At 66.1% G+C, this 12,463-nt stretch carries 13 protein-coding genes; 10 read left to right on the top strand and 3 right to left on the bottom strand.

Going from position 1 to position 12,463, the window contains the following annotated elements; translation table 11 throughout:
- Positions 1 to 4 precede the first annotated feature (4 nt).
- A complete protein-coding gene (locus tag ACXYX3_RS22920; RefSeq protein WP_241205425.1) occupies positions 5 to 787 on the top strand; it encodes an SDR family oxidoreductase in 783 nt (260 codons plus the stop codon).
- Positions 788 to 801: 14 nt separating this feature from the next.
- Complete coding sequence (locus ACXYX3_RS22915; RefSeq protein ID WP_458609128.1) at positions 802 to 1,707, top strand: SDR family oxidoreductase; 906 nt, start codon at positions 802 to 804, stop codon at positions 1,705 to 1,707.
- 1 nt (position 1,708) lies between these two features.
- Here ACXYX3_RS22915 and ACXYX3_RS22910 read toward each other — a convergent pair whose 3' ends face one another.
- From ACXYX3_RS22910 to ACXYX3_RS22900, 3 genes are read right to left on the bottom strand one after another with little or no spacing between them, the layout of a single operon-like run.
- Positions 1,709 to 2,188, bottom strand: a complete 480-nt coding sequence (locus ACXYX3_RS22910; protein WP_458609127.1) for a nitroreductase family deazaflavin-dependent oxidoreductase — start codon at positions 2,186 to 2,188, stop codon at positions 1,709 to 1,711.
- A gap of 9 nt (positions 2,189 to 2,197) precedes the next feature.
- Positions 2,198 to 2,572: a DUF8021 domain-containing protein gene (locus tag ACXYX3_RS22905; protein ID WP_458609125.1), complete on the bottom strand. Its 375-nt coding sequence runs from the start codon at positions 2,570 to 2,572 to the stop codon at positions 2,198 to 2,200.
- Complete coding sequence (locus ACXYX3_RS22900; protein ID WP_241205429.1) at positions 2,572 to 3,735, bottom strand: steroid 3-ketoacyl-CoA thiolase; 1,164 nt, start codon at positions 3,733 to 3,735, stop codon at positions 2,572 to 2,574. Before ACXYX3_RS22900 ends, ACXYX3_RS22905 begins: the two co-directional genes overlap by 1 nt.
- A 121-nt stretch (positions 3,736 to 3,856) precedes the next feature.
- On the opposite strand from ACXYX3_RS22900, the gene ACXYX3_RS22895 reads away from it, so the two are divergent.
- The 8 genes from ACXYX3_RS22895 (at position 3,857) to ACXYX3_RS22860 (ending at position 12,448) form a co-directional block, all read left to right on the top strand.
- Positions 3,857 to 5,119 carry a cytochrome P450 gene (locus ACXYX3_RS22895; protein ID WP_458609124.1) on the top strand — a complete coding sequence of 421 codons (1,263 nt, stop codon included), beginning with the start codon at positions 3,857 to 3,859 and terminating at the stop codon, positions 5,117 to 5,119.
- Between the two features lie 28 nt (positions 5,120 to 5,147).
- Positions 5,148 to 6,149: an acyl-CoA dehydrogenase family protein gene (locus ACXYX3_RS22890; protein WP_458609123.1), complete on the top strand. Its 1,002-nt coding sequence runs from the start codon at positions 5,148 to 5,150 to the stop codon at positions 6,147 to 6,149.
- Positions 6,150 to 7,313: an acyl-CoA dehydrogenase FadE29 gene (gene fadE29, locus ACXYX3_RS22885; RefSeq protein ID WP_458609122.1), complete on the top strand. Its 1,164-nt coding sequence runs from the start codon at positions 6,150 to 6,152 to the stop codon at positions 7,311 to 7,313.
- A 28-nt stretch (positions 7,314 to 7,341) separates the two neighbouring features.
- Complete coding sequence (locus ACXYX3_RS22880) at positions 7,342 to 8,292, top strand: bifunctional MaoC family dehydratase N-terminal/OB-fold nucleic acid binding domain-containing protein (RefSeq protein ID WP_458609121.1); 951 nt, start codon at positions 7,342 to 7,344, stop codon at positions 8,290 to 8,292.
- Positions 8,289 to 8,702: a MaoC family dehydratase gene (locus ACXYX3_RS22875; protein WP_458609120.1), complete on the top strand. Its 414-nt coding sequence runs from the start codon at positions 8,289 to 8,291 to the stop codon at positions 8,700 to 8,702. The genes ACXYX3_RS22880 and ACXYX3_RS22875 overlap by 4 nt, the downstream gene beginning before the upstream one ends.
- A gap of 8 nt (positions 8,703 to 8,710) precedes the next feature.
- Positions 8,711 to 9,865 (top strand): lipid-transfer protein, encoded by a 1,155-nt coding sequence (locus tag ACXYX3_RS22870; RefSeq protein WP_458612192.1) that lies wholly within the window; start codon positions 8,711 to 8,713, stop codon positions 9,863 to 9,865.
- 454 nt (positions 9,866 to 10,319) lie between these two features.
- The gene (locus ACXYX3_RS22865) at positions 10,320 to 11,153 is read left to right on the top strand and encodes a LuxR C-terminal-related transcriptional regulator (RefSeq protein WP_241205435.1); all 834 of its coding nucleotides are present in this window, start codon (positions 10,320 to 10,322) and stop codon (positions 11,151 to 11,153) included.
- A gap of 239 nt (positions 11,154 to 11,392) precedes the next feature.
- Positions 11,393 to 12,448, top strand: a complete 1,056-nt coding sequence (locus tag ACXYX3_RS22860) for a hypothetical protein (RefSeq protein ID WP_458609119.1) — start codon at positions 11,393 to 11,395, stop codon at positions 12,446 to 12,448.
- The last annotated feature ends 15 nt before the right edge of the window (positions 12,449 to 12,463 follow it).

Below are 12,463 nucleotides of genomic sequence, written 5' to 3'. Positions count from 1 at the left end.
CACAGTGACCGACGCCCTCGACAGCGCCATCAGCCTCGCCCTCAGTGGCCGCGTCGTGTTGGTGACCGGCGGTGTCCGCGGCGTCGGGGCGGGCATCAGCACGGTGTTCGCCGAGCAGGGTGCCGTCGTCGTCACCTGCGCCCGCCGCGCCGTCGACGGGTCACCGTTCGAGTTCCGCGCCTGCGACATCCGCGACGACGATGCGGTGGCAGGGTTGATCGCGGGAATCGCCGCCGATCACGGACGGCTCGATGTCGTGGTCAACAACGCCGGCGGATCGCCGTATGTGCCCGCCGCCGAAGCCTCGGCGAACTTCAGTCGCAAGATCGTGGAGCTGAACCTGCTCGGCGCTCTGTCGGTGGCCAACCATGCGAACACCGTTATGCAACAGCAGGATTCGGGCGGATCGATCATCAACATCTCCAGCGTCAGCGGCCGGCGGCCCACACCTGGAACCGCGGCCTACGGTGCCGCAAAAGCCGGCATCGAGAGCATCACCAGCACACTCGCGGTCGAGTGGGCCCCGAAGGTCCGGGTGAACTCGGTGGTGGTCGGCATGGTGGAGACCGAGCAGGCCGACCTCTTCTACGGTGACGCCGATTCGATCGCCGCGATCTCCCGCAATGTGCCTCTGGGCAGACTCGCCCGACCCAGCGACGTGGGCTGGGCCGCGGCATTCCTCGCCTCACCGGCGGCCTCGTACATCAGCGGGGCATCGCTGGAAGTGCACGGTGGCGGGGAGCCGCCGCACTACTTGTCCACCACCACCGCCGACATCAAGAAGTAGAGGAGACAACGGGAATGGGATTGCTCGACGGCCGCGTGGTCATCGTGACGGGCGCGGGTGGCGGCATCGGCCGCGCGCATGCTCTCGCCTTCGCCGCCGAGGGGGCGCGCGTCGTCGTCAACGACATCGGTGTCGGCCTCGACGGGTCGCCGGCCGGGGGTGGCAGTGCCGCTCAGTCCGTCGTCGATGAAATCACCGCTGCGGGAGGCGAAGCCGTCACCAGCGGCGCCAACGTCGCCGACTGGGCTCAGGCCGAGGGGCTGATCCAGACCGCCGTCGATGCCTTCGGCGGACTCGACGTGGTGGTGAACAACGCCGGAATCGTGCGCGACCGCATGTTCGCCAACACCAGCGAAGAAGAGTTCGACGCCGTCACCGCGGTGCATCTGAAAGGCCACTTCGCCACGATGAAGCATGCGGCCGCGTACTGGCGCGCCAAGTCCAAGGCGGGCGAATCCGTCGACGCCCGCATCATCAACACGAGCTCGGGGGCGGGTCTGCAGGGCAGCGTCGGACAGGCGAATTACAGCGCGGCCAAAGCCGGGATCGCGGCACTCACGCTCGTCGCGGCAGCCGAGATGGGGCGCTACGGCGTCTCGGTCAATGCGATCGCGCCGTCGGCACGCACCCGGATGACGGAGACGGTGTTCGCAGACATGATGTCCACGCAGGGGCAGGATTTCGACGCGATGGCTCCGGAGAACATCTCGCCTCTGGTGGTGTGGTTGGGCAGTGTGGAATCTCGCGACGTCACTGGGAAGATGTTCGAAGTGGAAGGCGGAAAGATTCGCGTCGCCGAGGGGTGGGCGCACGGGCCGGAGATCGACAAGGGGGCGAAGTGGGACCCGGCCGAGCTGGGTCCCGTGGTCGCCGACCTGCTCGGCAAAGCCCGTCCGGCGGTACCGGTCTACGGGGCCTGACTCAAGCCGGGTCGCAGATGACGATCGGGATCTTGCGGTCGGTGTAGGACCGGTAGTTGGCGAAGTCGGGATACATGGCGTCGAGCTTGGGCCAGTATTCGTCGCGTTCAGCGTCGGTGGCATCGCGGGCGACCAATGTGAGGGTTTCCTTCTTGGTCTGGAAGGTGACCTCGGGATTGGCTCGGAGATTGAGGTACCACATCGGGTTGGTGGCTCGGCCGCCCTGTGAGGCGACGAGCACGATGCGACGGCCCTCTTGGAGAAACAGCAGCGGACTGTCCCGAGCCTCGCCGGATTTGCGGCCGATCGTGGTCAGGATGCCGACTTCGGCGCCGCGCAGGAACTTGTTGCCGAGCCTGCCGCCCGACTTCTTGAACAGCCACGTGTTGGCCTTCGACATCCATTTGATCGCGGTGCCGACCTTGGCCGAATTGAGGCCTTCGATTTGTCTGGGGCTCAGCGGGCGAGGCGGATTGGCCATGGATGCACCCTATCTCGTCAGGAAGGGCCGGATCGAGGCGTTGATGTGGTGGATCAACCCGTCGGAAGCCGGTATCAGGAACGTCTCGTCGATGCGGGCCCCGACACTGCGCCCGCCCAGCTTCGGTTTGGTGGAGAGTTCGAACCGCGCGCGCACCGTGTCCCCGTCGATCGTGAACTCCGGGGTGGAGACCTTCTCGATGACGCGGTACTGCAGCCCACGATTGAGGCTGCGCCGCAGATGATCTCCCGAGAACCCGGTCTTGAGCCCGACCTCGACCCGGGTGCACCCGGGCGCGAACGGCACGTCGTCGGCCCGGTGGCTGGCCAATGCACTGATGTACGCCTGCGCCGCGGCGATCCGCTCGGCGTCCGGGACGGCCATCAGATGCGCTCGATGATGGTCCCGGTCGACAGTGCACCGCCGGCGCACATGGTGATCAGCGCCGTCGTCTTGTCGGTGCGCTCCAACTCGTGCAGCGCGGTGGTGATGAGGCGGCTACCAGTGCTCCCCACCGGGTGGCCCAACGCGATCGCCCCACCGCTGACGTTGACCGTGTCCATGTCGGGCTCGTGCACCCGGGCCCAGGACAGCACGACGGACGCGAACGCCTCGTTGATCTCCGTGATGTCGATGTCGCCCATCTTCATGCCGGCCTTCTCGAGCACCTTCGCGGTCGACTGCACCGGTCCGTCGAGGTGGTAGTACGGCTCGGCTCCCACCAAGGCCTGGCTGACGATGCGCGCCCGGGGCCGCAGCCCGTGCGCCTTGGCGACGTCTTCGTCCATCCAGAGCACCGCCGCGGCCCCGTCGGAGATCTGCGACGAGGTGCCCGCGGTGTGAATACCGCCCTCCATCACCGGGTTCAGCGACGCCAGGGCTTCCAGCGTGGTGTCCCGCAGACCCTGGTCGCGGGTGACCGGCGCCCTCTCGGAGGTGGGCTGCTTGTTCTCGTCGAGCACAGGCGCCTCGATGGGGCTGATCTCGCGGTCGAAACGACCTTCAGCCCACGCCTGCTTGGCCTTGCGCTGCGACTCGAACCCGAAGCGGTCGATGTCCTCACGGGTGATGCCGCGGCGCTTGGCGATCCGCTCGGCCGCTTCGAATTGGTTGGGCATGTCGATGTCCCAGGATTCCGCGCGGATCTTCGACCGGTCGGGGCCGGCGTTGGCGCCCAGACCGACCCGGCTCATCGCCTCGACGCCGCACGCGATGCCCATGTCGATCGCCCCGGCGGCGATCAGCCCGGCGATCAGATGGTTGGCCTGCTGGCCGCTGCCACACTGGCAGTCCACCGTGGTGGCCCCGACGTGTTCGGGAAGCCCGGCCGTCAACCACGCCACCCGGGTGATGTTGTTGGACTGCTCGCCGTACTGGGTGACGCAGCCGCCGATCACCTGTTCGATGCCCGCCGCGTCGACGCCCGCCTTGTCGACCAGCGCCTTCTGTACCGCCCCCAGCAGCTCGGTGGCATGCAGTCCGGAGAGCCATCCATTGCGCTTGCCGATGGGGCTACGGGTGGCTTCGACGATGACAGGGTTACCCATGGCGTCAGGCTAGAACACGTTTCATTACTCTGACAAGCGGCGATGCCGCTGTGCCTTTTATCTGCGGTAGAGGCATGTTTTACTGGCACTAGAACACGTTGCAATTGAGGAGCGCTTCCCTATGCCAGGCCCGAACACCTGCCCGATCAGCCCCCACTTCGACTTCCTCGACGCGAGCCTGAATCTCGAGCGTCTACCGGTGGAGGAGTTGGCGGAGCTGCGCAAGTCCGAGCCCGTCCACTGGGTCGACATCCCCGGCGGCACCGGCGGCTTCGGAGACAAAGGCTATTGGCTCGTCACCAAGCACGCCGACGTCAAAGAGGTGTCCAAGCGCAACGACATCTTCGGCAGCTCGCCCGACGGCGCGATCCCCACCTGGCCGGCGGACATGACCCGCGATGCGATCGACCTGCAGAAGGCCGTTCTGCTCAACATGGACGCGCCGCAGCACACCCGGTTGCGCAAGATCATCTCCCGGGGATTCACGCCGCGGGCGATCGGGCGCCTCGAGGACGAACTACGCGCCCGCGCACAGAAGATCGCCGAGAGCGCCCGCGCGGAGGGCGCTGGTGACTTCGTCGAACAGGTGTCCTGCGAACTGCCGCTGCAGGCGATCGCCGAACTGCTCGGCGTGCCGCAGGATGACCGCGACAAGATCTTCCGCTGGTCCAACGAGATGACCGCAGGCGAGGATCCCGAGTATGCGGACGTCGATCCCGCGATGTCGTCGTTCGAGCTGATCACCTATGCGATGAAGATGGCCGAGGAGCGGGCCAAGAACCCGACCGAGGACATCGTGACCAAGCTGATCCAAGCCGACTTCGACGGGGAGAAGCTCTCCGACGACGAGTTCGGCTTCTTCGTGGTGATGCTGGCGGTGGCCGGCAACGAGACCACCCGCAATTCGATCACCCACGGCATGATCGCGTTCTCGCAGAATCCCGATCAGTGGGAGCTCTACAAGAAGGAACGTCCGGAGAGCGCGGCCGACGAGATCGTGCGCTGGGCCACGCCGGTGTCGGCGTTCCAACGCACCGCGCTGGAGGACACCGAGCTGGGCGGAGTGAGCATCAAGAAGGGTGAGCGGGTGGTGATGTCCTACCGTTCGGCCAACTTCGACGAGGACGTCTTCACCGACCCGGACAAGTTCGACGTCATGCGCAACCCCAACCCGCACGTCGGATTCGGTGGTACGGGCGCCCACTACTGCATCGGCGCGAACCTGGCGAAGATGACGATCAACCTGATCTTCAACGCCGTCGCCGACCACATGCCGGATCTCCAACCGATCGGCGAACCCGAACGGTTAAAGTCGGGCTGGCTCAACGGCATCAAGCACTGGCAGGTGGACTACACCGGGCAGGGCTGTCCGGTCAAGCACTGACGCAGAAGAAGACTCGAGGAGGAGTCGGGTGGATTTCACTCCAGACGAGGGCCAGCAGGCTGTTGCCGACGTGGTCACGTCCGTGCTGGACCGCGACAACACCTGGGACGCCCTGGTTTCCGGCGGCGTGCTGGCGCTGGCGGCTCCCGAGCGCCTGGGCGGTGACGGTCTCGGACTCGCCGAGATCGCGACCGCGTTGACCGAGATCGGCAGGCACGGCACCGTCAGCCCAGCGCCGGTGACGCTCGCCGCGGCGGCCGTGCTTCTCAGTTCGGCGTCTGCTGAGCAACAGGACCGTTTTCTCTCCGGGTTGGCCAAAGGGTCAGTCCTCACGGTCGCTCTGAACGAGCCCGGCGCGTCCCAGCCCGACCGGCCCGCCACCACGTTGGCCGGGGGAGTCCTCAACGGCACCAAGCTCGCGGTCGGATTCGCTGCCGATGCCGAATGGATGGTCGTCACCACAGATTCGGGCGTCGTGGTGGTGCGCGGTGATGCCGAGGGTGTCTCGACGACGAAGACACCGTCGGCCAGCGGCGCCGACGAGTTCGTGGTGACGTTCCGCGCCGTGGCGGTCGCCGACGTCGACGTGCTGGCCGGCGTCGACGCGCACCGGGTGAACCAAGTGGTGCTGGCCGCTTTCGGCGCGTTCGCGGCGGGACTGGTGGCCGGCGCGCTGCGGTTGACCGCGGACTACGTCGCCACCCGCGAGCAGTTCGGCCGCCCGCTGTCGACTTTCCAGACCGTGGCGGCTCAGCTGTCCGAGGTGTACATCGCGTCCCGGACGATCTCGCTGGTGTCGACCTCGGCGGCGTGGCTGCTGGCCCAGGGGCTCGACGCCGATGACGATCTGGCGATCCTCGGCTACTGGCTCACCTCGCAGGCTCCGCCGGCCATGCGGCTGTGCCATCACCTGCACGGCGGAATGGGTATGGACATCACCTATCCGATGGACCGCTATTTCTCGTCGATCAAAGACCTGACCCGCGCGCTGGGTGGTCCGACGCACCGTCTCGATCTGGTGGGAGCGTAAATGTACATCGAACTGACCCCCGAGCAGCGCGCACTGCAAGCCGAACTGCGCCAGTACTTCTCGACGTTGATCACGCCCGACGAGGCCGAGGCCATGGAGTCGAATCGGCACAACGAGGCCTACCGCGCGGTCATCAAGCGCATGGGAACTGATGGCAAGCTCGGCATGGGATGGCCCAAGGAGTACGGCGGTCTGGGTTTCGGCCCCATCGAGCAGCAGATCTTCGTCAACGAGGCCAACCGCGCCGACGTTCCGCTGCCGCTGGTGACGCTGCAGACCGTCGGACCGACGCTGCAGGTCTACGGCACCGACGAGCAGAAGAAGAAGTTCTTGCCCGGAATCCTCTCCGGTGACATCCATTTCGCGATCGGCTACTCCGAGCCGGATGCCGGTACCGACTTGGCGTCGCTGCGGACGACCGCTGTCCGGCATGGCGACGAATACATCGTGAACGGGCAGAAGATGTGGACCACCGGCGCACACGACGCCGACTACATCTGGCTCGCGTGCCGCACCGATCCGGAAGCGGCCAAGCACAAGGGCATTTCGATCCTCATCGTCGACACCAAGGATCCAGGCTTCTCCTGGACGCCGATCATCCTGTCCGACGGGGCGCACCACACCAACGCGTCCTATTACAACGACGTCCGGGTGCCGGCCGACATGCTCGTCGGCGAGGAGAACGGCGGCTGGAAGCTGATCACCACCCAGCTCAACCACGAGCGGGTGGGCCTCGGTCCGGCCGGGCGCATCGCCGGCATCTACGACAGAGTGCACGTGTGGGCGTCGAAGCCCGGCTCGGATGGCGTCACGCCGGTCGAGCAGCCGGATGTCCGGCGTCTGCTGGCACAGATCAAGACGATCTGGCGGGTCAACGAGTTGTTGAACTGGCAGGTGGCCGCCTCGGGTGAGACCATCGCCGTCGCCGACGCGGCCGCCACGAAAGTGTTCTCCACCGAACGGGTTCAGGATGTGGGCCGGCTTGCCGAGGAAATCGTCGGCGCCTACGGCAATCCCGCGGACCCCGAGACCGGCGAACTGCTCGATTGGCTGGACAAGATGACCAAGCGCAACCTGGTCATCACCTTCGGTGGTGGTGTCAACGAGGTGATGCGCGAACAGATCGCGGCGTCGGGTCTGAAGGTGCCGAGGGTGTCACGATGAGCGCTTGCGCGAAGAGTAGAGGGTCGCGGTGAGTGATCTGCGCGCCGCGATCGACGAGGTCACCGCGGCGGGCCGGAGTGAGCCGCGCCGCGGCCCGGATCCGGTGAACCTCCCGATGATCCACCACTGGGTGGACGCGATCGGCGACAAGAATCCGATTTACGTCGACGAGGAGGCGGCCAGGGCGGCCGGCCATCCCGGCATCGTCGCCCCGCCGGCGATGATCCAGGTCTGGACGATGGGCGGGCTCGGCGAGGGCCGCTCCGACGACGATCCGCTGTCGAAGATGATGGCGCTCTTCGACGATGCCGGCTTCGTCGGCGTGGTCGCCACCAACTGCGAACAGACCTATCACCGGTATCTACGTCCCGGCGAAGAGGTCGAGATCCACGCCGAGATCACCGACGTGGTCGGACCGAAACAGACCGCGCTGGGCGAGGGTTACTTCATCAACCAGCTGATCACCTGGGTCACCGGTGACGGTGAGAAGGTCGCGGAGATGAAGTGGCGCATCATGAAATTCGCGCCTCGCGTCAAGGACGCACCGGCTGTTCCCGACGATCTCGACCCCGACAAACTGATGCGCCCGGCGTCGTCCCGGGACACCAAGTTCTTCTGGGACGGGGTCGCTGCGCACGAGTTGCGCATCCAACGCCGCCCCGACGGCAGCCTGCAGCATCCGCCGGTACCCGCGGTGTGGGCCGATAAGGACGACCCGGTCGACTACGTCGTCGCCAGCGGCAACGGCACGGTGTACAGCTACGTCGTCCACCACGCGCCGAAAGTGCCCGGGCGGACGCTGCCGTTCGTGATCGCACTCGTCGAACTGGAGGAGGGCGTCCGCATGCTCGGCGAACTCCGGGGCGTCGATCCCGTCGACGTGAAGATCGGGATGCCCGTCAGCGCAACATATCTCGACTTCCCGGACAGTGACATCAGCCCGGCCTGGACCCTGTACGCATGGGAGCCCCGATCATGAGCGCACCGACCGTACCGTCCGTCGAGGTGGGTACCGCCTTGCCGGAGCTGGCCCTCTACGCCGACCCGACCTTCATCGTGTCCACCGCCATCGCCACGCGCGACTACCAGGACGTCCACCATGACCGGGACAAGGCCCAGGCCAAGGGATCGAAGGACATCTTCGTCAACATTCTCACCGACACCGGTCTGGTGCAGCGCTACCTCACCGACTGGGCCGGCCCCACGGCGATGATCCGGTCGATCTCGCTGCGTCTCGGAGTGCCGTGGTACGCCTACGACACGGTCACGTTCCGCGGTGAGGTGACCGCCGTCGACGGTGACCGCGTCACGGTCAAGGTGACGGGCAGCAACAGCCTCGGCGATCATGTGATCGCCACGGCCACACTGACATTGGGCGGTGCCCAGTGACGGGCGGGCTGTCGGGCCGGGCTGCTATCGCCGGGATCGGCGCCACCGACTTCTCCAAGAATTCCGGACGCAGTGAACTGCGTCTGGCGGCCGAAGCTGTGCTCGACGCCCTCGATGACGCGGGGCTCGCACCGTCGGACGTCGACGGCCTCGTGACGTTCACGATGGACTCCAATCTCGAAACCGCCGTGGCGCGGGCCACCGGCATCGGAGACCTGAGTTTCTTCAGCCAGATCGGTTACGGGGGTGGGGCGGCGGCAGCGACGGTGCAGCAGGCCGCGCTCGCCGTGGCCACCGGCGTGGCCGAGGTCGTCGTCGCCTATCGCGCGTTCAACGAGCGCTCGGAGTTCCGCTTCGGCCAGGTGTCGACGGGCCTGACGGCCAACGCCGATTCCCGAGGCGTGGAGTACAGCTGGTCCTACCCGCACGGGCTGAGTACGCCGGCCGCGTCAGTCGCCATGATCGCGCAGCGCTACATGCACGAATACGGCGCCACGAGCCGGGATTTCGGTGTGATCTCGGTGGCCGACCGTAAGCACGCCGCGAACAATCCCAAAGCGCACTTCTACGCTAAGCCGATCACGATCGAGGATCACCAGAACTCCCGGTGGATCGCCGAGCCGTTGCGCCTGCTGGACTGCTGCCAGGAGACCGACGGCGGTGTCGCGATCGTGGTGACCACGCCGGAACGGGCGAAGGATCTCAAGCACCGGCCCGCCGTCATCGAGGCCGCGGCCCAGGGCGCGGGCGCCGATCAGTTCACGATGTACTCCTACTACCGCGACGAACTCGGCCTGCCCGAGATGGGGCTGGTGGGTGAGCAACTGTGGGCACAGAGCGGGCTGACCCCACACGACATCCAGACGGCGATCCTCTACGACCACTTCACCCCGTACACACTGATCCAGCTGGAGGAGCTCGGCTTCTGCGGCAAGGGTGAGGCCAAGGACTTCATCGCGGATGGCGCCATCGAGCTCGGCGGCAGGTTGCCGATCAACACCCACGGCGGGCAGCTGGGAGAGGCCTACATCCACGGCATGAACGGCATTGCCGAGGGTGTACGCCAGCTCCGCGGGACCTCGGTCAACCAGGTTCCCGACGTCGAACACGTGCTCGTGACAGCGGGCACCGGCGTGCCGACCTCGGGACTGATCCTCGGCTGACGCACGAGCGCAGCAAATTCTGACGCCATCAATGGGTGTAACGAGCAGGGCTCCCGTGTGCCTGCTACGACTGGTAGTTGCGGCATCTTCGACAGGAATTTTCCGAAAGCCGGCATGGCGTAGCCTCAGCAGTCGTACCGACGGGCGAGCCCGTCAACAGGCAAAATAGAGATCGTTTGCTCTGTAGCCAATCCAACCGGTGTTTTCTCATGCAAATACCGGTGTACACTCGGAAATTCGCGCTTGACGGCAAATTTAGCAAACTCACATAATAAGTGGTGTCAGTGCGTGCCATGCGCATTCGTGTCAGCATCGGGGATCGCATGGGCCGTCGGCACGTGGAAATGGGGGCAGGTATGGGGTCGGCGGTGGATTTCGGCAAACTGGTGCCGACTCGGCTGGGACCGGCGGTGACCGCCTCGGTACGAAAACGCCGGGCCCGGTGATGACTCAGATGTGGGGCACGCTCGGCAGGGCGCAGTTGCCCGGCGACATCTGGACGCTTCTGGACAACGATGGGGAAAAACCTGGAGAGCTTCCGGTGGGTGCCCCGATCCTTTCGGGCGGCCTGCCCATCGTCGCGCCGCACCGGCGCCGAACCCGCCTCGTCGGACCCTGCACCGCCGACGGGGCGGATCTGGAGTTGCCGGTCGGCGAAATCCTGATCATCGATGACTCTCGGCTCCAGCGCGACAATCTCTCGATCATCCTCGCGGGTGGCGCGGCGTCGAGGCCGATCGCGGCGTGGAACGTCGACTCGCTGAGCGCGGCGCTGGACATGGCTGATCCCGGGTCGCCGTGCATCGTTCTGCTGAATCTGATGACGCACGGGAGCATCACATTGCTTCATCTCGTGCGGGAATTGCGTCCAGCGGCCAGGGTGATCGTCATCGGCGTCACGGAGAGCGACGAGGCCGACGTCATCGCGTGCGCGGAAGCCGGTGTCGCCGGCTACCACCTCCGATCAGAGTCGCTCGGCGAACTCCGTACGCTCATCGCGCGGGTGGCAAACGGTGAATCCCGTTGTCCAACAGTGGTATCGACGATCTTGCTCAAGCATTTGTCGGCCATGGCGGGGCAGCGGCGACACGGCCCATCAGAACCTGACCTCACCGCTCGCGAAATGCAGATTCTCCGCATGCTGGAAGACGGTCTGTCGAATCGGGATATCGCCGAACGGCTTTGCATCACTCTCCACACTGTCAAGAATCACGTCCACGGCATCTTGAGCAAGCTCGGGGTACGCACTCGCGCGGAAGCCGCTGCGTTGTCCCGGTCGCTGCGTTGAACGCTTCCTCCAGGCGAGGGTCTAGGTCGAACCAGAGAGCAAAGATGGCTCTATCGGTCCATGTACGTGAGCCTCCACTCGGTCGATAGTTGGTGAGCGGGACCTCTGAATACTGGAGTGCCCGCTCGGCCGATGAGGGGGATCACATGGTGGGGCGACGATATGCGTCATCCTGCGCCGTAGTCACAATGGGGCGGCCACGGCTGACAGAAGATCAGCGACGCTCAGGGCGTGCACTTGTGGCCGCGTTCGTCGCCGGCGGGCTGGCGGTGAGCGCACTCTTGTACCCGGGTGCCGCCGAGGTGCCCGTGACCGGTCTCGGTCAGGCGCCGTCGCAAGGGGCAGATTTCGTGCGGGGGCTCTCCGGGCGGATCGCCACCATCGCGACGAATGTGACCGCTGCCTTCGAGAAACTCGACCTTCGAGAAGTGCTCCATGTGGTCGAGTTCATCGAAAGGAATCCCGCTGCGCTTCCGCCGCAGACAGTCCTGGCGCTCACCGACACCTACGGCCTCGGAAATGTCATCCATCTGGTGACGGTCGTCGGGGGAGGCGGTGTAGTCGTGCGTTCTCCTGCAGACATCTTCGGCGGTGCCATCGGAGGAAGCGGGGGTGGAGTCCCCCCGTCGGGGATCGACCCGCGAACGGACTGGGCCTGGCTGTGGCAGCTTCTGCTGAGCCGGTTGCCCGCCCACATCGCGACGAGTGTGCCGGCGATGCTCAGCAGCGTGCTGTCTGCGCTGGACCCGGTGAGCGCGCAGACGTTGATGACCGCGCTGACCGCAACGACCGCGGTGCCTGAATCCCTGACGCTGCCCACATCCGTGCCGGCCCCGGCGCCCGCCCCATCGGCTGTCTCCCTACCTGTCGATGTGCCGGGGCCGGCACCCTCGCCGGTGATGTCCGCACCGCCGGCTCCGCCGTCGCCGGCGCCGATCATCGCCGAGACCGCGATACCGCCAGCCTCTTACCCACCTCCACCGCCGACGACGGTGCAGGACCTCCCCTCCACCGAAGACGTGCCACCCCCGACATCGGCGAATGTGCCCACCCCCGAACCGCAGACCGACGACCACATCACTGGGATCGATTCTCCCGGAAAAGATCCCGCCGACAGCACGGTTGATCCCGGCGATGCCGCCACCACGCGCCCGACCTCCAGCGCCGACGAGAACGGACCATCGGAGTCGAGTCCAGAGCCGAACCGTTCGGAAGGGACCGGCGACCATGATTCGTCTGGTTCATCGGCTGCCGGTGGAGGCAGTTCCCCGTCGTCGGACACGACGGGCGATTAGAACGTGCTCACGTCC

It is taken from the genome of Mycobacterium sp. Panama NTM2 (genome assembly GCF_054355555.1).
The sequence above is the reverse complement of the archived record's forward strand: the minus strand, read 5'-3'. Positions and strand labels throughout refer to the sequence as shown.

What these genes read in the sequence shown, in the direction of transcription:
- ACXYX3_RS22895 (WP_458609124.1), top strand. Translation starts at nt 3,857, where the DNA reads ATGCCAGGCCCGAACACCTGCCCGATCAGCCCCCACTTCGACTTCCTC.
- fadE29 (WP_458609122.1), top strand. Translation starts at nt 6,150, where the DNA reads ATGTACATCGAACTGACCCCCGAGCAGCGCGCACTGCAAGCCGAACTG.
- ACXYX3_RS22900 (WP_241205429.1), bottom strand. Translation starts at nt 3,735, where the DNA reads ATGGGTAACCCTGTCATCGTCGAAGCCACCCGTAGCCCCATCGGCAAG.
- ACXYX3_RS22875 (WP_458609120.1), top strand. Translation starts at nt 8,289, where the DNA reads ATGAGCGCACCGACCGTACCGTCCGTCGAGGTGGGTACCGCCTTGCCG.
- ACXYX3_RS22910 (WP_458609127.1), bottom strand. Translation starts at nt 2,188, where the DNA reads ATGGCCAATCCGCCTCGCCCGCTGAGCCCCAGACAAATCGAAGGCCTC.
- ACXYX3_RS22905 (WP_458609125.1), bottom strand. Translation starts at nt 2,572, where the DNA reads ATGGCCGTCCCGGACGCCGAGCGGATCGCCGCGGCGCAGGCGTACATC.
- ACXYX3_RS22865 (WP_241205435.1), top strand. Translation starts at nt 10,320, where the DNA reads ATGTGGGGCACGCTCGGCAGGGCGCAGTTGCCCGGCGACATCTGGACG.
- ACXYX3_RS22915 (WP_458609128.1), top strand. Translation starts at nt 802, where the DNA reads ATGGGATTGCTCGACGGCCGCGTGGTCATCGTGACGGGCGCGGGTGGC.